The organism is Microbacterium sp. M1A1_1b (assembly GCF_053345565.1).
Genome location: NZ_JBKFAJ010000004.1, coordinates 338834 through 362110, shown reverse-complemented (window position 1 = coordinate 362110; position 23277 = coordinate 338834). Strand labels below are relative to the sequence as shown.

Below are 23277 nucleotides of genomic sequence, written 5' to 3'. Positions count from 1 at the left end.
GTCTAGGCGCGCCCCCCGACACCACCAGCCCCGTCCGCGACCACCGAACGGGCGTGCACCGCCAGGTCCGTGTGGTCCGCGAAGACGCCGTCGACGCCGGTCCGGATGATCGAGGTGTACCAGCGCTCCCAGTCGCCGTGCGCCGCGACGTCCCCACCGCGACGGAGCGGAGCGGGCAGGAACCGGTTCTCCGGTCGCAGGGTCCACGTGTAGATCGCGAGCCCCGCCGCGTGCGCCCGGTCGACGATCGGCGACCGCACCGGACGGGGGTCGTCGACCGCGACCGGATCGACACCGGTCATCAGGGTCTTCAGGTCGACGCTGATGCCGTCGAACTCGTCGGCGAGCGCAGCGAGTGCCGGGTCCGTCCGCTCCGTCGCGTACGTGGGAGCCGCCGAACCGTGTGCCGCGACCTCGTCCGCGGCGCTGCCACGTCCCTCCTGCAGGTACACCAGCCGACCACCCGCCCCCCGGGCGGCGAGGTCGCGCAGGACGCCCTTCTCGAAGCACTCGAACGTGAGCCGTTCGTCATCCCGCCAGCCGGCTGCGCCGATCGCCTGGTCGACGAGCTGCCCCATCGGCAGGCCGACGCCGTCGAAGTACGTGGCGTGTTTGACCTCGGCGACCAGCCCGACCGGCCGCGGCGCAGCATCGAGGATCGCGAGCAGGTCCTCGAGTCGCAGGATCGGGTCCTGGCCGTCGTGCGCGGCGGAGTCCGGTCGCAGCGCCGGCAGGCGTTCACGCGTGCGGAGCGTCGTGAGCTCGTCCCACGTGAAGTCCTCGGTGAACCACCCGGTCAGCCGGTCACCGTCGACGGTCTTGGTCGTCCGGCGATCGCGGAACTCCGGGTGGTCCGCAACGTCCGTCGTCCCCGAGATCTCGTTCTCGTGCCGGAGCACCAGGACACCGTCCGCCGTCGGCACCAGGTCCGGCTCGATCGCGTCGGCACCCAGCTCGATCGCGAGTTCGTACGCGCTCCGCGAGTGCTCCGGGCGGTACCCGGAGGCTCCTCGGTGGGCGATCACTAGGGGGGTCACCAGGGGGGTCATGCGGCCGACCCTAGTGCGCTCCGGTGTCGGGCCCGTGCGTTCCGCAGGACGCCCGGATGATGAGTTCCGCAGGGAACTCGTGGTGTGTCGGCGGGGATCCGTCGAGCAGTCCGCGCACCGCGGCCTCGGCCATCGACTCGACCGGCTGCCGCAGCGTGCTGAGCGGCGGCCACGTGTACTCGGCCTCCCACGAGCCGTCGAACGCCACGACGGCGACGTCCTCGGGAACACGGACGCCGCGCTCGTGGAACGCCCGGAGCAGTCCGACCGCGGTGCGGTCGGACGCCGCGAACACCGCGTCCGGCGGATCGGGTTCGTCGGCGATCTGCAGTCCGGCGACGTACCCGCCTTCGCGCGTGTACCCGCAGTCGTACACCCGGCCGGGAGGCACGCCCCACCGCCCACACGTCGCCAGCCACCCCGCATGGCGGGGTTCACGGGCGTCGAGCTGGCCGACGAACGCCACTCGGGCCCGTCCGTGGCCCAGCAGGTGCTCGGTTGCCTGTTCCGCGCCGCCCCGCAGGTCGGCCCCGACACTCGCGACACCGGGTCGACCGCCCGTGACGTTGAGGTCGACCCAGGGCAGGCCGACCGGGTCGATCGCCGTCCGGTCCGCGACACCACTCGACAGCACCAGGACGCCGTCGACCATGCGGGCGGCGAACTCCTCGAACCGGGTGCGCAGGCCGTCGGGCGCGAACGTCGTCGCCGTCGTCGACAGCACGTACCCCCGGGCGCGGGCGACGGACTCGATCGCCGCCGCGAACTCCGCGAAGAACGGGTTCGAGAAGACCGGGTCCTGTGCGTCCGGCACGGCGAGCACCAGCGTGCGTGCCGAGCCGGACCGGAGCGCACGTGCCGCCTGGTTCGGACGGTACCCGAGTTCGGCGACTGCGGCCAGGACGCGACGGCGGGTGTCGGCGGCGACCGGGGCGCCGCCGTTCAGCGCGTAGCTGACGACGGCGTCCGACACCCCGGCCAGGCGCGCCACGTCGCGGCGGGTGGGCTTGCGAGGCCGATCAGCCGTCGGCACCGCCGCTTCCTGACGAGATGGTTCCGCGCTGGTGTCGGCCGGACGTGTGTCCGCGTCGACGGGGCGCGCACCCGCGCTCGCCGGTCGCACGCTCGGGTCGGTCACTGGTCGATCATGACACCCGGTCGGCGACCGGCAGGCGTTCGCCGACCGCGACGGGTGCATCGCCCTGGTCCGGGATCGTCAGGCGCTCCCCGTTGCGCTTGGCCGACTCGAACGCGACCAGCCCCGGGAGCGTGTACCGAGCCGCCTGCCAGGCGTTGACCGGCGGCAGGACGCGGTCGTTGACGGCCGCGACGAAGTCGTCAACCAGCAGCTGGTGCGAGCCCTCGTGCCCGTTCGGAGCGAAGTCGAACTCGGCGGGCAGGCGCCCGGTCAGGTCGTCGTGCACGGGGGCGTGCCCCGACACGAACGAGCTGCGCAGTGCGGGCGAGACGTCGGCCAGGCGCGGGTCGTCCTCGTCCATGGTCGGTCGGTTCGCGATCTGGTCGGAGACGTCGGTCACGCCGTCGCGGTCCTGCCAGACGGAGTTCGTGACGAGCTGCTCGAAGCTGCCCTCGGTCCCGAACCAGCGGAAGCGGCTCTCGCGGATGTACGAGGGGAAGCCGACGCGACGGAACTCGTTGATGCGCATGGAACCGCCGCCGTCGAGCTCGAACAGCGCGGTCATGTTCGAGAAGTCGTTGTCGAACATGCTGACCTGGGTGTCGAAGACCCCGTCGCCGCGGTCGTCGTGCACACCGATGCAGCTGACGCTGGTGGCGTGACGGGGGACGGCTCCGAGCACGCCCCCGATCGCGTGCGTCGGGTACCACATGGGCGGGTAGCTCGCCGTGGCCTTCCAGTCGTCGCCGCCGCTGTACTTGTACGCGTCGTAGAACCCGAGGTCCATGTCGTGGACGTAGTCGCCCTCGGCGTAGAACACCCGCCCGAACGCACCGTCGTCGTACTTCTTGCGTGCGAACACCGTCGCCGGGTTGTACTGGCTGGTCTCGCCCATCATGTACGTCAGACCAGTCTGCTGCACCGCCTGGATGATCGACTCGATCTCGGTCTGCGCGGTCGCCATCGGCACCGCCGAGTAGACGTGCTTGCCGGCCTGCAGTGCCTGCAGCACCAAGGGCCCGTGCGTCCAGCGCTGGGTGAAGATCGCCACGGCGTCGACGTCAGGGCTGGCGAGCATGTCGTCGAACGAGGCGAACGTCCCCGCAAGACCGAGCTCGTCGACGAGCTGCTGCGCGCGCTCGGGCAGGACGTCGGTGGCGTACACGGCGGAGATGCCGGGGTGCTTGTCGAACAGGGTGGCGAAGTGGCTGGCGAACTGGCCGGCTCCGACCATGCCGAGGGTGAACGTCATGCTGGGCTCCTTCTGACGGGTGCATCGTTGCTCGTCCATGCTCGCGCCTCGGGTTTACTCGTGTCAACCCCTGGTTTCCCGGGGGATTCTCGACGACCGTCGATCACACGCGCAGCACCCCGCCGTAGAGTTCGGGTACCGGTCCCACCACCGGCGTCCGCTCGCCGCGAATCCCCAGCCTTTCCGGGCCGAGCCCACCTAGGCTGAGAGGACGCGAAGGAACGGATCACCGCTCCTGCACGACCTGAGACCAGAGGAATCCGAGGACACCATGGCTTTCAAGCCCGGTTTCGACCAGTCCCCCGCCTTCAACGACGCGGGCCGGAACGCTTGGAGCGCCGGCTCGCAGCAGCAGCAGCGCGGCGGGTGGGGCCAGACCCCGCAGCAGCCCGGCATGACGCCCGAGCAGCTGCAGTACATGTACGACCGTCCGGCGGCCAACACCGTCGACACCGACCGCATGTCGTACGAAGACACGATCGTCAAGACGCTCATGGCGTTCGGCGTGCTCGTCGTCGGTGCCGTGGCCGGGTGGAACCTCCCCCCGATCGTGTGGATCGCCGGTGCGGTCATCGGGTTCGTGCTCGCGCTCGTCAACACCTTCAAGAAGAAGCCGTCCGCCGGGCTCGTCCTGGCCTACGCCTTCTTCGAGGGACTCTTCGTCGGTGGCATCTCGCACTACTACAACGCGGCCTTCGAGGGCATCGTCACGCAGGCCGTGTTCGGCACGCTCGGCGTGTTCTTCGTGACCCTGCTGCTGTTCCGCTCGGGGAAGGTCCGTGCGACGCCCAAGGCGACGAAGTTCTTCCTGGTCGCGATGGTCGGCTACATGGCGTTCTCGCTGGTGAACCTGGTGCTGGCGTGGACTGGCGTCACGAGCACGCCGTTCGGGCTCATGGGCGCGCCGAGCTTCCTGTTCGGCATCCCGTGGGGCGTCATCATCGGCGTCTTCGTCGTGGTGATGGCGGCGTACTCACTCATCCTCGACTTCGACCAGATCAAGACCGGCGTCCAGCGCGGCGCTCCCCGCATCTACGGATGGACTGCAGCGTTCGGCCTGATCGTCACCCTGGTCTGGCTGTACCTCGAGATCCTGCGCATCCTCGCCATCATCGCGAGCAGCCAGCGCAACTAGCTCCTCCACGCACACGAAGGGCCCCGGCACACGCCGGGGCCCTTCGTCGTTCCCGGCGCTCCCCCTCGTTCCGAGTCGCGACCGGTCACAACCCCCCGCTCACGTTCGCCGAGCGGTCACGAACCGTCGCCCGGCACGCCGCCCGGCGACGACGTGTGACCCGTCGACAGACCTCCAGCGGGGTGTTGTGACCAGCCGGCGCCGCTCAAGCCACTGTTGTGACCAGTCGGCGCCGCTCAAGCCACCGATGCCCCGGAGCCCCCGGAACGACGACGGGGCCCGGCGCATCGGCGCCGGACCCCGTCGTCAGGGGAGTCTCACTCCCACTCGATCGTCCCCGGCGGCTTCGACGTGACGTCGAGCACGACGCGGTTGACGTCGCGCACCTCGTTGGTGATGCGGTTCGAGATCTTCGCGAGCACGTCGTACGGCAGGCGGGTCCAGTCCGCGGTCATCGCGTCCTCGCTCGACACCGGACGCAGCACGATCGGGTGCCCGTAGGTCCGCCCGTCGCCCTGCACGCCCACGGAGCGCACGTCGGCCAGCAGCACGACCGGGCACTGCCAGATCGCGTCGTCGAGGCCGGCCGCAGTGAGTTCTTCGCGCACGATCGCGTCCGCGGACCGCAGGAGTTCCAGGCGCTCCTTGTCGACGGAGCCGACGATGCGGATGCCGAGCCCGGGCCCGGGGAACGGCTGGCGTCCGACGATGACCTCGGGCAGCCCGAGCTCACGGCCGACCGCACGGACCTCGTCCTTGAACAGGGTGCGCAGCGGCTCGACGAGCTTGAACGTCATGTCCTCGGGCAGACCGCCCACGTTGTGGTGCGACTTGATGTTCGCGGTGCCGGATCCGCCGCCGGACTCGACGACGTCGGGGTAGAGCGTGCCCTGCACCAGGAACTCGACCTGACCGGCGCCGTCGTCGGACGAGTCGGCGCGGGCTTCGAGGACCAGGGCTTCAGCAGCGGCCTCGAACGTGCGGATGAACTCGCGCCCGATGATCTTGCGCTTCTGCTCGGGGTCGCTGACACCGGCGAGGGCGTCGAGGAACTGCTGCTCGGCGTCGACCGTGACCAGGCGGACACCGGTCGAGGCGACGTAGTCCTCTTCGACCTGCTTGCGCTCGTCGGCGCGCAGCAGCCCGTGGTCGACGAACACGCACGTCAGCTGGTCGCCGACGGCCTTGTGCACCAGGGCAGCGGCCACGGCGGAGTCCACGCCGCCGGAGAGCCCGGCGATGACCCGCGCGGAACCGACCTGCGACCGGATGCGGGCGACCTGCTCCTCGATCACGTTGTTCGAGTTCCAGTCACCGGGCAGCCCGGCGGCACGGTGCAGGAAGTTCTCGAGCACGGCCTGGCCGAACGTGGAGTGCTTGACCTCGGGGTGCCACTGCACGCCGTAGAGCTTGCGCTCGTCGGACGCGAACGCGGCGACGGGCGTCGAGGCGCTCGATGCCAGCACGTCGAACCCGGCCGGGGCCTGGGACACGGAGTCGCCGTGCGACATCCAGGTGGTCTGTGACGCCGGCTGCCCAGCCAGCAGGACCGAGTCCGTGCCAGTCACGTCGACGTCGGTCGCGCCGTACTCGCGCAGGCCGGTGTTGGCGACGGTCCCACCGAGCGCCGAGGCCATCGCCTGGAAGCCGTAGCAGATGCCGAGCACGGGGACCCCGAGTTCGAGGATCTCGCCGTCGAGCGCGGGCGCACCCTGCTCGTACACGGACGACGGGCCCCCGGACAGGACGATGGCGGCCGGGTCCTTCGCGCGGATCTCGGCGGCACTCATCGAGTGCGGGACGATCTCGCTGTAGACGTTGGCCTCACGCACGCGACGAGCGATGAGCTGCGCGTACTGGGCTCCGAAGTCGACGACGAGGACAGGACGCTGATCGGTCTCGCTCACCGAGCGCTCTCTTTCTCCCGCGCCTGCTGCGCGGTCAGCTCGTGGTAGGTGGTCATGGCGGCCTTCTGCATGCGGTGTTCGACCACGAAGGACATGAACGGGATGATGCCGCCCAGCGCGATGAGCAGGAACCGCGAGGGGCGCCAACGCATGATGCTCCACAGGCGGAAGTCCATGAACAGGTACACGACGTAGAGCCAGCCGTGGGCGATCAGGATCGCGATCGACAGGTTGAACGTGCCGGGGGCCTGGCCGGCGGTGCCGTTCGGGACGAAGAACGTCGGGCCACCGAGCTGCATCTCGAGCTGGAGCGGCGTGTACTTGATGATCACCTCGATCACCAGGGCGAGCAGCAGCACACCGGTGATGTACGCGGAGATGCGGTACAGCCGCACCGCCCCCGGGATCTTGGGGATGTCGCGGGTACGGACGGTCAGGGCCATGGCAGCAATCCTACCGTCGGTCGGACGTTGCCCCGGCGGCGCTGTCAGCACCGTCAGCACCATCGGCGGGGAAGCCGAGGTCGGCCTGCAGACGCTCGTCCTCTTCGCGCTCCCAGGTGTCCTTCACGAACCGCCACCACAGGAACACGGCGAAGCCGGCGAACACGACCCACTCGATCGCGTAGAACAGGTTGAGCCAGTCGAACTGGACCTCGCGCGTGGGGGCGCGGTCGGCGATGGTGCCGAGGTCGGCTGCCGACGCGGTCGTGCCGTCGGCGACGACGTACCCGCCGTACATCCGGTCGTCGAACGCCTTCCACGTGTTGACGAACCGCGCGGGGGCGACGGCCGAGTACTCGGACTGCTGGAACGCGTCCTGGTCCGGCGACTCGGACGGGTAGTACCGGCCCTGCACCGTCACGGTCGCGCCGTCCGCCAGACGGTTGCCACCGGCGACGGCGGCAGACCGCTGGTCGGACCAGCCGATGACGACCGGGAGGCTCGCACCGGTGGTCGTGTCGACCATGTGCCCGACGGTCTGGTAGCGACCACCGCCGCTGCGCCCGGTCAGCACGGTCGTGTCGCCGGCCACGAAGCGGCCGGTGACGGTCACCTTCTGTCCGGCCAGGCTGTCGCCCACCCCGCGCTCGGGCTTCGAGACGTCGGACAGGACCTGCCGCGTCTCAGTCGTGGCGGGCGCCGGCTTGCCGTTCTCGATGCTCCGCTCGAGCTGCCACTTGCCCAGGAAGGCGAACACCGCAGCGAGGATCAGCGCCAGCAACAGCAGCGCGATCCACCTCGGTCGACGGGCGACGGCCCACATGCGTGTCAGTACTCCGGATCACGTGCTCGGGCCGGGCGTTCGGGACGCTCGGCGGGTATCTCAACGGACGACGTGCCGGTGCTCACCGTCTCCGGTTCGGCATCGGCAGTCGTCTCCGGTGCACCATTCTCGCGCTCGTCCCTGCCAGCCGCCTCCACGAGCGCGAACTCCTCGGCGAACCGGCGGTCGCGCTCGGCCTTGCGTGCGGCCGCGGCCTCGGCCGCGGCACGCTCGCGTCCACGGAGCTTGCGCACCCGCCCCGGGCGGAGCACCAGGCGGCCGATGCGGTCGGAGTTCGTGGCGAGGATCGGTCCCAACACGGCCATGATCAGGACGTACAGGCCCGCGAACGCGGTGATCCGTTCCTCCAGTCCGGCGGCGGCCGACAGCGTCGCGAGGATCAGCGCGAACTCGCCACGGTTCACCAGGATGACGGCGGTGTTGATGCCCTGCTGCGCACTGAAGCCGTTCATGCGGGCGACCAGCTGGCCTGCGACGGCGTTCAGCACGACGGTCATGCCGATCGCGCCGAGGACGGGCCAGAGCACCTCGCCGAAGGTCGAGATGTCGAGGCCCAGGCCGAAGTTGACGAAGAAGAAGGCCGCGAAGACGTCGCGCATCGGCAGGGCGAGCTGCTCGATCCGGTCGCGGTAGCGGGTCGCACCGCACAGCAGCCCGATGACGAAGGCGCCGATGGCGTCGGTGACGCCGAGCAGGTCGCCGATGCCACCGAACATCACGGCCAGGCCGAAGAACAGCACGGTGAACAGTTCGTCGTCGCGGGTGGCGAAGATCTTCGAGACCTGCTTGCCACCCCAGCGCGCCAGGCTGAACATGACGATGAGGAACCCGAACGCCAGGCCGAGCTTGCCGATCACGCCCCAGATGTTCGTGTCGCCGGACAGCACGACCGACACGATCGCCAGGTAGATCGCGATGAAGACGTCCTCGATGACGGTGACGCCGAGGATCATCGGGGTCTCGTCGTTCGCCAGCCGCCGCAGCTCGATCAGCAGCTTCGTGACGATCGCGCTCGACGACGTCGCGGTCATGCCCGCGATCACCAGGGCTTCGCGCGTGCCCCAGCCGAGCGAGAAGCCGAACGCGAACCCGACGGCCATGTTGATCGCGACGTACGTGCCGCCGGAGACCAGGAGCTTGCCGGCGTTGCCGTAGAACTCTTCTTGGTCGAACTCCAGCCCCAGGTTGAACAGCAGCAGGATCAGCCCGAAGGTCGCGATCAGCTCGATCGTGTGCGACTCGACGCTCAGCCCGATCCACGGCGTGTGCGGGCTCGCGATGAGTCCGACGACCATGTAGATCGGGATGGCGGGGAGCCCGATGAGCTTGCCGAGTCGGCCCAGGACGTAGGCGATGAGGAACAGGCCGCCGATGGTCAGCAGCTCACCACCCAGGTGCATGCCGCTAGCTCCGGGGCGGCGCCTCGGCCGCAGATGCCGCCGCGAGTGCACCGCTGCGGTAGAACGAGAACGCCTTGGCGACCTTCTCGGGGGCGCCGGCGACCACGATGGTGTCGCCCGGGAACACGACGAAGTCCGCCGAGGGGGCGGGGTTGGCGCTGTCGCCACGGACGACGGCGACGACGGTCAGGCCGATGAAGCCGGAGTCGTGCAGGTCGCCGAGCGGCTTGCCGGCGATCGCGTCCTCGTAGTCGACGGAGAACCAGTCGATCGACAGACCCGGGATCTCGTCGAGCTTGTCGAGGCCCTCGGTGATACGGGTGCCGCCCAGCAGTTCGGCGAGAGTGTGGGCCTCGTCGTCGCTCAGGCGCAGCGAGACCTTCTCGGACTTGTCGGCGCCGTCGGAGACGTCAGCGAAGGAGATGAGGTCGGAGTGACCCGACCTGTGCGTGATGACCCCGCACTTGCCACCGTCGTCGGTGTAGAAGCTGTGCAGCACGCCGACTCCGGGGAGTTTGACGCGATGAACGTCGACCATGATGGCTCCCTTTCCCAGGACACCCATGCTAACCACCGTGGGCGCTCGCGCATTCCGTTCTCAGCGCAGCAGTCCGAGTGACCGCGCTGCCGACACGGCCGCGGTGCGCGAGGACACCCCGAGCTTCGAGAACACGTGCACCAGGTGCGTCTTCACGGTGGCGTCGGTGATGTGCAGGGCTGCGGCGACGTCGCCGTTGGACGCTCCCGACGCCACGAGTCGCAGCACCTCGAGCTCGCGCGCGGACAGGCTGACCCGCGGCGAGCGCACCCGCTCCATCAGCCGGCTGGCGATCACCGGGGCCAGGGCGCTCTCGCCCGCGGCGGCGGCCCGGACGGCGGCCAGCAGTTCGTCCGGCGGCGCGTCCTTGAGCAGGTAGCCGCTCGCCCCGGCCTCGACGGCGCCCAGGATGTCGCCGTCGGTGTCGTAGTTGGTCAGGACGAGCACGTAGGGCGGGGCGTCGAGCGCTCGGATCGCGCGGGTGGCGTCCGCTCCGGTCTGGGCCTGCCCGAACTGCAGGTCCATGAGCACGAGTTCGGGCGCCAGCTCGGCAGCCAGGGCGACGGCCTGCGCGGGGACAGCGGCCTCGCCGACCACGGTGACGTCGGCGGCGGTGTCGAGCAGTGCCCGCAGGCCGGCCCGCACCACGGGGTGGTCGTCGGCGATCACGACACGGATCACGGCGCACCGCCCAGGACGACCCGCACGGTGGTGCCGCTGCCGGGTGCCGAGTCGACGTCGAGCCGGCCGTCGAGCTGCCGCACGCGCTCGGTCATCGCGGCCAGGCCGAACGAGTCGCTGGACCCGGCGCGCGCCCGGACGGCCACCGGGTCGAACCCGTGGCCGTCGTCGGACACGGTCAGGGTGGCGCAGGGGCCGTCGACGACCAGGGTGATGCGGACCGCCGTGGCCTCGGCGTGCTGCACGACGTTGGCCAGGGCCCCCTGGGTGATCCGCAGCAGCGCGGTCTGCGTGGCCATGGGCAGCGTCACCTGCTCGGGCACGTCGACGTGGACGGCCAGGCCGGCGCCGGCCAGCCCGGCCCCGGCACGGTGCGATCCCGCCAGTCGGTCGAGCGCCGACCCGATCCCCTGCTCGAGCGTCGGCGGGCTGAGCTCACGGATGAAGCGCCGGGTGTCGGCCAGCCCCTCGGCGGCGGTCTGACGGGCCAGTCGGACGTGCTCCATGCCCGGTCGGTCGCCGTCGGCCGACTCGGCGGCGTGCAGCAGCATCTGGATGCTCGAGAGTCCCTGTGCGACGGTGTCGTGGATCTCGCGAGCGAGTCGCGCTCGTTCGGCCAGGACCCCCTGCTCGTGCTGGGTCGCGGCGAGTTCGTCCTGCGTCCGGATGAGCCGGGCGACCAGATCCTCGCGCTCACGTGCCTCTTGCGCGAGTGCCCGGTAGCCGAGTCCGATGAGCAGGGCGACGCCGGCGCCGACGAGCGGTCCGACCACCCCGCCGACGGTGAACCCGCCGTGCAGGCCCAACGCCACGATCGCGATCCCGGTGGCGACGAGCACGGCCACGGGTCCGACGACCCGCGGCAGGACGTGCAGGTACAGGAAGAACAGCGGGAAGACCAGGTACGCGGCCTCGGGAACGAGCACGAGCAGCGCGATCCAGACCACCGTCAACGTGACGAGCCACACGGCCCCGGCAAGGACGCGGCGGGTCGGCCGGGTCGCCGCTGCCAGACCGCCGAGCACGTACACGATCGCGAAGCCGACGACGAGTGCCAGGGCGGACCACGAGGTGCGCCCGGGTTCGACGAGCACGCGCACGACGACGAGTGCCGTGAGGGCGGCGACCAGGACGTGGAGTCCCGTCCGCAACCCCACGAACACCGGCGTGAGCGTGCTGTGCGACATCGGTGTCCAGCGTAGGGAGCACGCGGCCGGCGGGCATCAACCGAACGGTCGATGCCAGGACCACACCCACCGGCGATGTCCCGGCGCGACCGCCCCGCGAGGCTGGATGCCGTGCCGTGGACCGTCCCGGCACGGAGAGGAGTCAGCGTGTTCGTCGCCTGGCGTGACCTGCGGCATGCGCGGGGTCGGTTCGTCCTGATCGGGAGCGTCGTCGCCCTGATCACCCTGCTGGTCGGGTTCCTGGCCGGCCTGACCGGCGGTCTGGCGTCGCAGAACGTGTCGGCGGTGCTGGGTCTGCCGGGCGACCGTCTGGTCCTGCAGCAGCCGTCCACGGGGCAGCCCTCGTTCGCGCAGTCCACGATCGACGAGCAGGCGCGGGTCGGCTGGCAGGACGCGGCCGGGGTCGACGAGGTCGTGCCCGTCGGGATCGTGCAGGGTCGCGCCACCGCCGGTCGTGCCGCTTCCGCCGGCGCCGACACCGCCGTGGGCGTCGCACTGGTCGGTTTGCCGCACGGCAGCGGCGGCGCACGTCGGTCGGTCGTGGCCGACCTGGCCCCGCGGGCCGACGACCAGGTCGGGCTGTCCGCCGGAGCGGCGCACGACCTGGGTGCCGCCGTCGGGGACCGCGTGCGAGTCGCCGGCTCGACCTTCCGCGTCGCCTCGGTGGGCGGCGACGCCTGGTACAGCCACACACCCGTGCTCGCGCTCACCCCGGACGCCTGGGCGGCGGCCGACCGCCGTCTCGGCGGCGACGGAGCCGCGACCGTGCTCGCCGTGAGCGGGACGCCGGACTGGTCCGCCGTCGCCGCACGGACGCACACGTCGGCGGCGACACCGCTCGGCAGCCTGACCGCGCTCGAGACCTTCCGGTCCGAGGTCGGATCGCTCGGGCTCATGATCGCGATGCTGTTCGGGGTCTCGGCGCTCGTCGTCGGGGCGTTCTTCACGGTCTGGACGATGCAGCGGGCCGGGGACGTCGCCGTGCTCAAGGCCCTCGGTGCGAGCACACCCTCACTCGTCCGCGATGCCCTCGGGCAGGCGCTCGTCGTGCTGGTCGCCGGGATCGGTGTCGGCACGGTCGCGGTCGTCGCCCTCGGAGTCGCAGCGGGCGGCGCGCTGCCGTTCATGCTCAGCCCCCTCACCACCCTGCTGCCCTCGGTCGCGATGGTCCTGCTGGGCCTGGCGGGCGCCGCCGTCGCCCTGCGCACCGTCACCGCCGCCGACCCCCTCACCGCACTCGGGAGCAACCGATGATCACCCTCGACGACGTCACCCTGACCTTCCCCGACGGCGCCTCCCGCACCACGGCCGTCGACCACGTCACCCTGCGCGCCGACGCCGGCCTGGTGACGGGGATCACCGGCCCCTCCGGCTCGGGCAAGTCCTCGCTGTTGGCGGTCGCCGCGACACTCATCCGGCCGGACTCGGGCCGGGTGCTGATCGGCGACCTCGACGCGACCGGGCTCGACCGGCGTGCGGCCGCCGAGCTCCGCCGCGACCGGATCGGGATCGTGTTCCAGCAGTCGAACCTGCTGCCGGCGCTCACCGCCCGCGAACAGCTGCTCGTGATGGGACGGCTCGGCACCACGGACCGCGCGGGTCGTGCCCGCATCGCCGCCCGCGCGGACGACCTGCTCGACACCGTCGGACTCACCGCCGATGCCGACAAGCGACCGGCACAGCTGTCCGGCGGCCAGCGGCAACGGGTCGCCATCGCCCGGGCGCTGGTGCACGACCCCGACGTGCTGCTGGTCGACGAGCCGACGAGCGCGCTCGACCGAGAGCGGGGTGCTGCGGTGATGGACCTGGTCCATCGTCTGACGCACGAGCGCGGGACCGCCACGCTGTTGGTCACGCACGATCTGGTCCACCGTGCCGCGCTGGACGCGCTGGTGACCGTCGTCGACGGCGCCGTCACGCGGATCGACCAGGCCGCGCCGGCGAACGCAGCGTGACCAGCAGACGGACGGGAGGCCCGTGACCAGCCGGTCACGCGCCTCCTGTCCGTCGCGCCCCGCCTAGCTGGGTTCGGTCGTCTTCTCGCCGACCACCTGCTCGTCCGACGCCGTGGCGCCCTCGGCGCCGCTGGAGCGGCCGCCGCCGACGACCACGTCGTCCTCCTCGAAGCCGAACGCGATGTCCGGGGCCTCGAGCCGCACGCGGTCGGCGGACTCGTCGTCGGGCTGCAGCTGCGACTCGCGCTCGGCAGCGACACGCTTCAGGTAGTTCGCCACCTCGGCCTCGGTCTGCTCCTGGTCCCAGCCGAGCACGCCCGCCATCAGCTTCGCAGCGACGGGAGCTGCGGACTCGCCGCGGTCCCAGGCCTCGATCGAGATCCGGGTGCGGCGGGCCAGGACGTCCTCCAGGTGCAGGGCGCCCTCGTGCGACGCCGCGTAGACGACCTCGGCACCGATGTAGTCGTCGGCTCCGGGCAGGGCCTCGGCGAGCGCCGGGTCCTGCTTGACCAGGTCGAGCACCTCGGTGGCGAGCGTGCCGTAGCGGTTCAGCAGGTGTTCGATGCGGACCTTGTGCACGCCGAAGGTCTTGGCCGTGCGGCCACGCTTGTTCCACGCGGCGGGGTACCCCTCGGCGCCGAGCAGCGGGATGTCCTGCGTGGTCGACGCCGGGATGCGGCCGTCCATCGCGGCCACGGCCTCGTCGATGGCGTCCTTGCCCATCACGCGGTAGGTCGTCCACTTGCCACCGGCCACGACCACCAGCCCGGGGGCGGTGTGCGCGACGACGTGCTCGCGGCTGAGCTTCGACGTGACGTCGGACTCGCCCGCCAGCAGCGGTCGCAGGCCGGCGTAGACGCCCTCGACGTCCTCGCGGGTGAGCGGCACACGCAGGACCTTGTTGACGTGTTCGAGGATGTAGTCGATGTCGGCCGCGGTGGCGGCGGGGTGCGCCTTGTCGAGGTACCAGTCGGTGTCGGTGGTGCCGACCAGCCAGTGGCGGCCCCACGGGATCACGAACAGCACGCTCTTCTCGGTGCGCAGGATCATGCCCATGTTCGACTGGAACCGGTCGCGCGGCACGACCAGGTGCACGCCCTTCGATGCACGGACCTTGAACTGCCCGCGCGTGCCGACCATCGCCTGGGTGTCGTCGGTCCAGACGCCGGTGGCGTTGACGACCTGCTTGGCCCGGATGTCGAACTTCTCACCCGTCTGGATGTCGTGCGCGTGGGCGCCGACCACGCGCTCGCCGACCTTGATGAAGCCCTCGATCCGCACGCGGGCGGCGGCGTGGGCGCCGTAGGACGCCGCGGTGCGCACCAGCGACGCGACGTAGCGGGCGTCGTCGACCTGGGCGTCGTAGTAGGTCATGCCGCCGACGAACGCGTCCTTCTTGAGCGACGGCATCGACCGCAGCACCTGCGTGCGGCTGAGGTGCCGGTGGTGCGGGACCCCGGGCGGGCGGCCACCGGACCAGCTGAAGGCGTCGTACATCGCCATGCCGATCCCGATGTAGAAGCGCTCCCACACGCGGTGGTTGAGCGGGTACAGGAAGCGGACCGGCTTGACCAGGTGCGGGGCGATGCGCTGCAGCAGCAGGCCGCGTTCGATCAGGGCCTCGCGCACCAGGGTGAAGTTGAGCTGTTCGAGGTACCGGATGCCGCCGTGCACGAGCTTCGACGAGCGGCTCGACGTGCCCGATCCCCAGTCGCGGGCCTCGACGATCCCGACGCTCAGGCCACGGGTGACGGCGTCGAGGGCGCTGCCCCCGCCGACGATCCCACCACCGACGACCAGGACGTCGAGCTCCCTCGTCTTCAGTGCTTCGATCGCATCGCCCCGTTCCTCCGGTCCGAGCTTCGCCTGGGGATCGAACCCCGCCGTGCCGAACGCACCGCCGGGTGCCTTCTTGCCCGAGACCGTCGTTGCCATCATCGCCTCCGCGTCACCGTGGTGGAGCAGCACGTCAGCGTGCTGCCGTCCGGCGCCGGTGCACTCAGCGGTGGTAGGGCGCCACGACCACTTCTACTCGCTGGAACTCCTTGGCGTCGGAGTACCCGGTGGTGGCCATCGACCGTCGCAGGGCACCGACGATGTTCGCGCGGCCGTCCCAGGTGGGGGTCGGGCCGTTCAGGACGCTCTCGAGCGGGGCGATGGTGCCGACCTCGACACGACGACCTCGCGGGAGTTCCGGGTGGTGTGCCTCGGCGCCCCAGTGGAAACCGCCGCCCGGCGCCTCGGACGCACGGGCCAGGACGGTGCCGAGCATGACGGCGTCGGCGCCCATCGCGATCGCCTTCACGACGTCGCCCGCGGTGTCGAGGCCCCCGTCGGCGATGACGTGCACGTAGCGGCCACCGGACTCGTCCATGTAGTCGCGACGGGCCCCGGCGATGTCGGCGACCGCGGTGGCCATCGGCGCGTGGATGCCGAGCGCGGCACGGGTGGTCGAGGCGGCGCCGCCACCGAAGCCGACCAGCACGCCGGCCGCGCCGGTGCGCATGAGGTGCAGCGCGGCGGTGTAGGTCGACGCGCCACCGACGATCACGGGGACGTCGAGCTCGTAGATGAACTTCTTGAGGTTCAGGGGCTCGGTGTTCTGCGACACGTGCTCGGCCGACACCGTGGTGCCGCGGATCACGAACAGGTCGACACCGGCGTCGACGACCGTCTGCGAGAACTCCTGCGTGCGCTGCGGGCTGAGCGACCCGGCGACGGGGACACCAGCGGCGCGGATCTCGGCCAGGCGCGCGGTGATCAGCTCGGCCTTGACGGGCTCGGCGTAGATCTCCTGCATGCGCTTGGTGACGTTGTCGTCGGTGAGCTGGCGGATCTCGGCGTAGTAGGGCTCGGGGTCCTGGTACCGGGTCCACAGGCCCTCGAGGTCGAGCACACCCAGGATGCCGAGCTTGCCCATCTGGATGACGGTGGCCGGCGAGGCGACGGAGTCCATCGGTGCGGCCAGGATCGGCGCTTCGAACGTGAAGGCGTCGATCGACCACTGCACGTTGACGTCCTGCGGGTCGCGCGTGCGCCGCGAGGGAACCACCGCGATGTCGTCGAACGCGTACGCCCGTCGTCCGCGCTTGCCTGCACCGATCTCGACTTCACTCACCCGGCAAGCCTACCGGGCGCCCTCTGCGCGGGGCCGCATGGGTACTGGTGCGTCAGCGCGAGCGGCGGCGGCGCTGTCGGAGCACCCGCAGCGTCAGGCCCAGGCCGAGCGCCAGCACGACGAGCACGACCAGCAGCAGCGCGGCGACCTTCACGAGCAGCGCGGCACCGACGAAGAGCACCACGAACACCACCCACACCAGCGCGTCCATGGCGCGTGCCGCGATCCTGTCCACGTCGGGAACGCTACCCGTGTGGCGGTGGTGGGACGAGCCTCCAGGCTGCCACCGGCCCGTCGAGTGCGCGTCGACCGGTCACGACACCCCGTCGGACGGTCGTCGACCGGTCGCGAACCGTCGCTGGGGGCGTCGCGAGTCGACGGAACGCGACCACTCGACGGACGTGAGCGGGGTGTCGCGACCAGTCGGCACGGCAGCACGCCGCGCGCAGCACGCCGCGCGCAGCACACCCCACGCCCCACGCAGCACGGCGACACGGCCGCACGGCCGAACGCCCCACGCCGCACGGCGGGACGGCCGCACGAGGAGCGGGGCCGCGCGGCGCATCAGCGACTGCGCACGGCCCCACTCGGTGCCGGCACCGCCCCCACAGCGACACCGGCGGGTCGACGCCCCTACTTGGCGGCGTCGACGTCCTTGGCGAGCGTCCCGAGGTACAGCTCGATGACCTTCGGGTCGTCGGCGAGCTCACGCCCGGTGCCCGAGTACGCGTTCCGCCCCTGGTCGAGCACGTACCCACGGTCGCAGATCTGCAGGCACCGGCGGGCGTTCTGCTCGACCATGATGATCGAGACCCCGGCCTTGTTGATGCGGCGCGTCCGGATGAAGGTCTCGTCCTGTCGCACCGGGGACAGACCGGCGCTCGGCTCGTCGAGCAGCAGCACCTTCGGGTCCATCATGAGCGCGCGGGCCATCGCGACCGACTGCCGCTCGCCACCGGACAGGGACCCGGCACGCTGCCCACGGCGTTGCGCCAGGACCGGGAACAGGTCGTAGATCACCTCGAGGCGCTCCGCGAACTTCGACGGCCGCAGGTACAGGCCCATCTGCAGGTTCTCCTCGATGGACAGCGAGGGGAAGACGTTGTTCGTCTGCGGCACGAACCCGACCCCCGCCTGCACGAGCTTGTTCGCCTTCATGTTCGTGATGTCCTCGCCCTGCAGGGTGACGGAGCCCTCGCGCACGGAGACCAGCCCGAACAGGGCCTTGAGCAGCGTCGACTTGCCCGCACCGTTCGGCCCGATGATGCCGATGAGCTCGCCCGGACGGCACTCGAGGTCGCACCCGTTCAGGATGTTGACGCCCGGCAGGTACCCGGCGACGAGCCCGCTGGCCCGCATCACCGGTTCCACGGTGGCGGTCGCGGCCGCACCGCTGGTCGGACTGGAGGCTCCGCTCGCGTTCACCGCGTCGCTCGCGTCGGTCATCGTGTCGCCTTCCCGTCGTCGTCGGCGTCCGCCGTCGTGTGCCCCTGCGTGGTCTGCGCGTCTGTCTGCTCTTCCTGGGCGACCTCGGCGCTGAGCTCCTCGTAGGTCTCCTCGTTCAGGAGCGCATCGTCACCCAGGTCGGTGTCGTGGTGTGCTCCGAGGTACGCGTCGATGACCGCCTGGTCGTCCATCACCGAACCGGCGGGGCCCTCGGCGACGACGCGTCCCTCGGCCATCACGACGACCCAGTCCGAGATGTGCCGGACCATGTGCATGTCGTGCTCGACGAACAGCACCGTCATGCCGTCGTCGCGCAGGGACTGGATGTGCCCGAGAAGCGACTGCGTCAGCGCCGGGTTCACCCCCGCCATCGGCTCGTCGAGCATGATCATCGTCGGGTCGGACATGAGCGCCCGGGCCATCTCGAGCAGCTTCCGCTGGCCGCCGGACAGTGATCCGGCGTAGTCGTCCCGCTTCTCCAGCAACTTGAACCGGTCGAGCAGCTCTTCGGCCTTCGCGGTGATCTCGCGCTCGCGCTTCGACCACAGCGGCCGGACCAGGGCGGCGAAGAAGTTCTCGCCGGGCTGGTCCTTCGCACCGAGCAGCATGTTCTGCATCACCGTCAGCCGCGACAGCGCCTTGGTGAGCTGGAAGGTACGGACCATGCCGGCGCGGGCGACCTTCGCGGCGCCGGTGTGGCCGAGGGTCGCACCGTTGAAGACCCAGCTGGCGTCCTTGCCGCTGGAGGGCTTGTCGAAGCCCGTCAGCAGGTTGAAGAACGTGGTCTTGCCGGCACCGTTCGGGCCGATCAGCGCCGTGATCGAGCCGCGCTGGACCTCGAGGTGGTCGACGTCGACCGCGGTCATGCCGCCGAAGCGACGGGTGATGTTGTCGACGGTCAGGATCGCGTCGGGCTTGGCGGCACCCGGGGTGTGGGCGACCGCCGTCGTGGGCGTGGGTGACTCAGACACTGAAGGTCAGCTCCTTCTTGTTCCCGAGGAGTCCCTGCGGGCGGAAGACGATGAGCAGCATGAGCGCGACGCCGACGAGCACGTACGAGAACTGCTCGGCCTGCTGCGAGTTCATGATCGAGTTGGGGATGAAGTCGCTGGCCAGGGTCCGGATGCCCAGGCGGACGACGAAGAACAGCACGGCACCGAGCACCGGGCCGAACACCGTCGCGGCCCCACCGAGGATCAGCGCCGTCCAGATGAAGAACGTCATCGAGCGGCCCATCGCGTCCGGCTGCACCGAACTCGGCAGGACGTAGATGATGCCGGCCAGGGCACCGAGTGCGCCACCGAACACGAGCGACTGCATCTTGTACGAGTAGACGCTCTTGCCGAGGGACCGGACGGCGTCCTCGTCTTCGCGGATGGCCTTGACGACGCGACCCCAGGGGCTGCGCATGAGCAGGAACAGCACGAGCGTGAACAGGGCGACCAGGCCCCAGCCGACGATCCGGATCCACCAGCCGTTGACACCGTTGTTCGAGTACGTGAACCAGAGGATGGTCGTGGTGCCGTCGGGTAGGAAGCTCAGCGCGTTGAACGGGTCGCGGTAGCTCGAGCCGGTGATGCCGTTCGAGCCGCCCGTGGTCGTGGTCAGCAGACTCGAGCGGCCGACCATGCGGATGATCTCCGCTCCCGAGATCGTCACGATCGCCAGGTAGTCACCCCGCAACCGCAGGGTCGGGATGCCGAGGATGACCGCGAAGACGACGGCGATCAGCAGCGCGACCAGGACGGCCATCCCGAAGGGCAGCCCGTTCGTGATCGAGATCGCGAAGCCGTAGGCGCCGAGCAGCAGGAACGCTGCCTGGCCCATGTTCACCAGGCCGGTGAGCCCGAAGTGCACGTTCAGCCCGATCGCGGCGAGCGCGAACGCCGCCGTGGTGGGCGCGAGGGCCTCTTGGGTCAGCGACTGGAGGAGGTTGACGATGTAGTCCATGGCGGCGCTCCTTAGCCGATCCGCTCGGCACGGCCGAAGATGCCCTGCGGCCGGAACAGCAGGATGAGGATGAGGATGACGAGGGCCGTGGCGTACTTGAAGTCGCCCGGCAGCACGAGGTTGGTGAGCTCGACGACGACGCCGATGATCATCGACCCGACCAGGGCGCCGTACGCGGTGCCCAGGCCACCGAGGGTGACGGCGGCGAACATCAGCAGCAGCAGCTGGAGTCCGGTCTGCCAGTTCACGCCGTTCAGCACCAGGCCGAGCATCACGCCGGACAGCCCGGCCAGGCCGGCGGCGAGCGTCCACACGAACCGGATGACCCGGTCGACGTCGATGCCGGACGCCGATGCCAGCGCCGGGTTGTCCGACACGGCGCGGGTCGCGCGGCCGAAGCGGGTCTTCGCCAGGAACAGGCCGGTCGCGATCAGCACGACGAGCGCGATGCCCATCGCGACGTAGGACTGCACCGTCAGCGTGACCCCGGCGAACGTCACCGTGTCGGGGTTGCTCTGCTGGATGCGGACGGTCGAGGCACCGAAGAAGTACTGGAACGCGTACTGCGCCGCGATCGACAGGCCGATCGTCACGATCATGAGCTGCGTCAGGCTGATCCGACGCCGGCGCAGGGGCTTCCAGATGACCATGTCCTGCAGGTACCCGGTCGCCGCGCAGAGCAGGACGACCACCACGCCGGCCAGCCAGACGTTCCACCCGAGCTGGTTCGCGAAGAGGTACGCCAGCAGTCCGCCGAGCGTGACCTGCTCGCCGTGGGAGAAGCTCGACAACCCGGTCGTGCCGTAGATCAGCGACAGGCCGATCGAGGCGAGGGCGAGGAGCAGCCCGAGCCGGATGCCGGACACGAACTGCTGCCAGGCACGGGCCGGACTGACGCTCGTGGACGCGTCCGACGTGGTTGCGCCCTTCTGGTCGGACAGCTGGAAGATCTGTCCCGCGTTCGCGTTGAGGTTCGCCTGCACCTCGCGCTTGGCGTCCGCAGCGTTCGTCAGGAACTGCCCCTTCGGCAGGGTGTCCTGGTCGACGGTGACGCTGTACTGCCCGGCTGCCGGCACGCTCACCGACCAGCGCCCGGCGTCCGTGGTGGTCGAGGTCGCGGTGAAGCCGCCCGGTCCGGCGACGTCGACGGCCACGCCCGCTGCGGGCTTGCGCTCCGAGTCGAGGATCGTGCCCTGGATACAGCCGTTCGTGGTGCTGACGGTGCAGGGCTGCGTGCTCGACGGCGCGGGCCCGGTCGATGCCGACGCGGACGCCGATGCCGTGGGCGTCGCGCCCGCACCGATCGCCGGCGCACTGACGGCCCAGTCGATGGCGAAGGTCGCCAGGAACGCCGCGACGAGCACGACGACGAGCAGCAGTCGGCGACGACCTGGTGCCCCGGGGCGGAACCGGCGCAACAGCGCCGGCCCCGCAGGAGTGATGGATCCCACGGAAGAGCCTCTCGTTCGGATGCCGAGGAACCTATGGGGAATTTGTGTCGCGGGTGTTTCCGAAACGTTCCCTGTGTGATTCGTGCCGAAACTGTGACCCTGTGGAGGAACGGGCCTGCCGGGGGTGGGGCGGGCCTCCTGTCCGGATCGACGCCACCGGGAGCCGGAATGCGCAACGGGGCGCGCGCGTTAGCATGGTCCATCCGGAACCCGACGCTGCGTCCGGTGTTGCAGACCACTTCACCTCGCCCACGAAGGGGACCCATGGACCAGCCGGATCCGTTCGGATTCATCGGACTCACGTACGACGACGTCATGCTCCTGCCGGGGCACACCGACGTCATCCCGAGCGAGGCGTCCACCGCGTCCCGGCTCACCAAGCGGATCTCGGTCAACGTCCCGCTGCTCTCCGCAGCGATGGACACCGTCACCGAAGCGCGCATGGCCATCGCCATGGCACGACAGGGCGGCATCGGGATCCTGCACCGCAACCTGTCGATCGACGACCAGGCCGCCTACGTGGACAAGGTCAAGCGGTCCGAGTCGGGGATGATCACCAACCCCGTCACCACCACCCCGGACGCCACCGTGGCCGAGGTCGACGCCCTGTGCGGTCAGTTCCGCGTCTCGGGCCTGCCCGTCGTCGAGGACGACGGCACGCTGGTCGGCATCATCACCAACCGCGACATGCGCTTCGTGGCGACGTTCGAGCAGCAGACCACCCTGGTGCGGGACGTCATGACGAAGGCGCCGCTGATCACCGCGAACGAGGGCATCGACCCCGAAGAAGCGGTGGCGATCTTCGCCCAGCACAAGATCGAGAAGCTGCCGCTGGTCGACGCCGCCGGCAAGCTCCGCGGGCTCATCACGGTCAAGGACTTCGACAAGAGCGAGCAGTACCCGGACGCCACCAAGGACGACGAGGGCCGCCTGCGTGTCGGCGCCGCCATCGGCTTCTTCGGTGACGCCTGGCAGCGCGCGTGCGCCCTGCGTGACGCCGGTGTCGACGTGCTCGTCGTCGACACCGCCAACGGCGAGAGCGAGGGTGTGCTCGACATGGTCCGCCGGCTCAAGGCCGACCCGTCGTTCGCGGCGATCGACGTCATCGGCGGCAACGTCGCGACGCGTGCCGGCGCCCAGGCGCTCATCGACGCGGGCGTCGACGCCGTCAAGGTCGGCGTCGGTCCGGGCTCGATCTGCACCACCCGCGTCGTCGCCGGTGTCGGCGTGCCGCAGGTGACCGCGGTGTACGAAGCGTCGCTGGCCGCGCGTGAAGCCGGCGTGCCGATCATCGCCGACGGTGGCCTGCAGTACTCGGGCGACATCGCCAAGGCCCTGGTGGCCGGTGCCGACACCGTCATGCTCGGCTCACTGCTCGCGGGCACGGACGAGTCCCCCGGCGACCTGGTGTTCGTCAACGGCAAGCAGTTCAAGGCGTACCGCGGGATGGGCTCGCTCGGCGCGCTGCAGACTCGCGGCAAGAAGACCTCGTACTCCAAGGACCGGTACTTCCAGGCCGATGTCCCCTCGGACGACAAGCTCATCCCCGAGGGCATCGAGGGCCAGGTGCCCTACCGCGGGTCGGTCGGCAACGTCGTGTACCAGCTCACCGGTGGGCTGCGGCAGTCGATGTTCTACGTCGGCGGCCGCACCGTCGCCGAGCTCAAGGCGCGCGGCAAGTTCGTCCGCATCACCGCGGCCGGGCTCAAGGAGTCGCACCCGCACGACGTGCAGATGGTGGTCGAGGCGCCGAACTACACCCGGTAGCGCGCACCCGGCACGA

At 70.4% G+C, this 23277-nt stretch carries 21 protein-coding genes; 4 read left to right on the top strand and 17 right to left on the bottom strand.

The genetic code is table 11. The features are described from left to right. Nucleotides 1–2: 2 nt before the first annotated feature. The 3 genes from ACLBWP_RS12295 to ACLBWP_RS12285 all read right to left on the bottom strand — a co-directional run bounded on the left by ACLBWP_RS12295 (nucleotide 3) and on the right by ACLBWP_RS12285 (nucleotide 3439). Nucleotides 3–1049, bottom strand: coding sequence for a glycerophosphodiester phosphodiesterase family protein (locus ACLBWP_RS12295; RefSeq protein WP_447655384.1), 1047 nt, complete (start codon nucleotides 1047–1049; stop codon nucleotides 3–5). 10 nt (nucleotides 1050–1059) lie between these two features. Beyond that, the gene (locus ACLBWP_RS12290; protein WP_447655383.1) at nucleotides 1060–2082 is read right to left on the bottom strand and encodes a LacI family DNA-binding transcriptional regulator; all 1023 of its coding nucleotides are present in this window, start codon (nucleotides 2080–2082) and stop codon (nucleotides 1060–1062) included. A 112-nt stretch (nucleotides 2083–2194) separates the two neighbouring features. Continuing rightward, complete coding sequence (locus ACLBWP_RS12285; protein ID WP_447655382.1) at nucleotides 2195–3439, bottom strand: Gfo/Idh/MocA family protein; 1245 nt, start codon at nucleotides 3437–3439, stop codon at nucleotides 2195–2197. A 271-nt stretch (nucleotides 3440–3710) separates the two neighbouring features. Here ACLBWP_RS12285 and ACLBWP_RS12280 point away from each other — a divergent pair, with 271 nt between their 5' ends. Then, nucleotides 3711–4574, top strand: coding sequence for a Bax inhibitor-1/YccA family protein (locus tag ACLBWP_RS12280; RefSeq protein WP_447655381.1), 864 nt, complete (start codon nucleotides 3711–3713; stop codon nucleotides 4572–4574). Nucleotides 4575–4891: 317 nt separating this feature from the next. Here ACLBWP_RS12280 and guaA read toward each other — a convergent pair whose 3' ends face one another. From guaA to ACLBWP_RS12245, 7 genes are read right to left on the bottom strand one after another with little or no spacing between them, the layout of a single operon-like run. After that, nucleotides 4892–6481, bottom strand: a complete 1590-nt coding sequence (guaA, locus tag ACLBWP_RS12275) for a glutamine-hydrolyzing GMP synthase (RefSeq protein ID WP_447655380.1) — start codon at nucleotides 6479–6481, stop codon at nucleotides 4892–4894. Further along, nucleotides 6478–6924 (bottom strand): DUF3817 domain-containing protein, encoded by a 447-nt coding sequence (locus tag ACLBWP_RS12270; RefSeq protein WP_243563981.1) that lies wholly within the window; start codon nucleotides 6922–6924, stop codon nucleotides 6478–6480. Before ACLBWP_RS12270 ends, guaA begins: the two co-directional genes overlap by 4 nt. A 10-nt stretch (nucleotides 6925–6934) precedes the next feature. After that, the gene (locus ACLBWP_RS12265) at nucleotides 6935–7747 is read right to left on the bottom strand and encodes an SURF1 family cytochrome oxidase biogenesis protein (RefSeq protein ID WP_447655379.1); all 813 of its coding nucleotides are present in this window, start codon (nucleotides 7745–7747) and stop codon (nucleotides 6935–6937) included. A gap of 5 nt (nucleotides 7748–7752) precedes the next feature. After that, nucleotides 7753–9168, bottom strand: a complete 1416-nt coding sequence (locus tag ACLBWP_RS12260) for a cation:proton antiporter (RefSeq protein ID WP_243563983.1) — start codon at nucleotides 9166–9168, stop codon at nucleotides 7753–7755. A 4-nt stretch (nucleotides 9169–9172) separates the two neighbouring features. After that, complete coding sequence (locus ACLBWP_RS12255) at nucleotides 9173–9706, bottom strand: cation:proton antiporter regulatory subunit (protein WP_243563984.1); 534 nt, start codon at nucleotides 9704–9706, stop codon at nucleotides 9173–9175. 60 nt (nucleotides 9707–9766) lie between these two features. Beyond that, nucleotides 9767–10387, bottom strand: coding sequence for a response regulator (locus ACLBWP_RS12250; protein ID WP_447655378.1), 621 nt, complete (start codon nucleotides 10385–10387; stop codon nucleotides 9767–9769). Further along, nucleotides 10384–11574: a sensor histidine kinase gene (locus ACLBWP_RS12245; RefSeq protein WP_447655377.1), complete on the bottom strand. Its 1191-nt coding sequence runs from the start codon at nucleotides 11572–11574 to the stop codon at nucleotides 10384–10386. The genes ACLBWP_RS12250 and ACLBWP_RS12245 overlap by 4 nt, the downstream gene beginning before the upstream one ends. A gap of 147 nt (nucleotides 11575–11721) precedes the next feature. Here ACLBWP_RS12245 and ACLBWP_RS12240 point away from each other — a divergent pair, with 147 nt between their 5' ends. Both ACLBWP_RS12240 and ACLBWP_RS12235 read left to right on the top strand, forming a co-directional pair. Beyond that, nucleotides 11722–12828, top strand: coding sequence for an ABC transporter permease (locus tag ACLBWP_RS12240; protein ID WP_447655376.1), 1107 nt, complete (start codon nucleotides 11722–11724; stop codon nucleotides 12826–12828). Then, nucleotides 12825–13529 (top strand): ABC transporter ATP-binding protein, encoded by a 705-nt coding sequence (locus ACLBWP_RS12235; RefSeq protein WP_447655375.1) that lies wholly within the window; start codon nucleotides 12825–12827, stop codon nucleotides 13527–13529. Before ACLBWP_RS12240 ends, ACLBWP_RS12235 begins: the two co-directional genes overlap by 4 nt. Before the next feature lie 63 nt (nucleotides 13530–13592). Here ACLBWP_RS12235 and ACLBWP_RS12230 read toward each other — a convergent pair whose 3' ends face one another. From ACLBWP_RS12230 to ACLBWP_RS12200, 7 genes are all read right to left on the bottom strand, one after another. Continuing rightward, a complete protein-coding gene (locus ACLBWP_RS12230) occupies nucleotides 13593–15464 on the bottom strand; it encodes a glycerol-3-phosphate dehydrogenase/oxidase (protein WP_447655374.1) in 1872 nt (623 codons plus the stop codon). A 64-nt stretch (nucleotides 15465–15528) separates the two neighbouring features. Next, nucleotides 15529–16647 carry a GuaB3 family IMP dehydrogenase-related protein gene (locus tag ACLBWP_RS12225; protein ID WP_447655373.1) on the bottom strand — a complete coding sequence of 373 codons (1119 nt, stop codon included), beginning with the start codon at nucleotides 16645–16647 and terminating at the stop codon, nucleotides 15529–15531. Between the two features lie 52 nt (nucleotides 16648–16699). Beyond that, complete coding sequence (locus ACLBWP_RS12220; protein WP_243563991.1) at nucleotides 16700–16882, bottom strand: hypothetical protein; 183 nt, start codon at nucleotides 16880–16882, stop codon at nucleotides 16700–16702. A gap of 398 nt (nucleotides 16883–17280) precedes the next feature. Further along, nucleotides 17281–18093 carry an ABC transporter ATP-binding protein gene (locus ACLBWP_RS12215; protein WP_374202534.1) on the bottom strand — a complete coding sequence of 271 codons (813 nt, stop codon included), beginning with the start codon at nucleotides 18091–18093 and terminating at the stop codon, nucleotides 17281–17283. Then, nucleotides 18090–19064, bottom strand: coding sequence for an ABC transporter ATP-binding protein (locus ACLBWP_RS12210; protein WP_243563992.1), 975 nt, complete (start codon nucleotides 19062–19064; stop codon nucleotides 18090–18092). The genes ACLBWP_RS12215 and ACLBWP_RS12210 overlap by 4 nt, the downstream gene beginning before the upstream one ends. Beyond that, a complete protein-coding gene (locus tag ACLBWP_RS12205; protein WP_243563993.1) occupies nucleotides 19057–20043 on the bottom strand; it encodes a branched-chain amino acid ABC transporter permease in 987 nt (328 codons plus the stop codon). Before ACLBWP_RS12205 ends, ACLBWP_RS12210 begins: the two co-directional genes overlap by 8 nt. An 11-nt stretch (nucleotides 20044–20054) precedes the next feature. Further along, complete coding sequence (locus ACLBWP_RS12200; RefSeq protein ID WP_243563994.1) at nucleotides 20055–21494, bottom strand: branched-chain amino acid ABC transporter permease; 1440 nt, start codon at nucleotides 21492–21494, stop codon at nucleotides 20055–20057. 264 nt (nucleotides 21495–21758) lie between these two features. Here ACLBWP_RS12200 and guaB point away from each other — a divergent pair, with 264 nt between their 5' ends. Beyond that, complete coding sequence (gene guaB, locus ACLBWP_RS12195) at nucleotides 21759–23261, top strand: IMP dehydrogenase (protein WP_243563995.1); 1503 nt, start codon at nucleotides 21759–21761, stop codon at nucleotides 23259–23261. Nucleotides 23262–23277 lie beyond the last annotated feature (16 nt).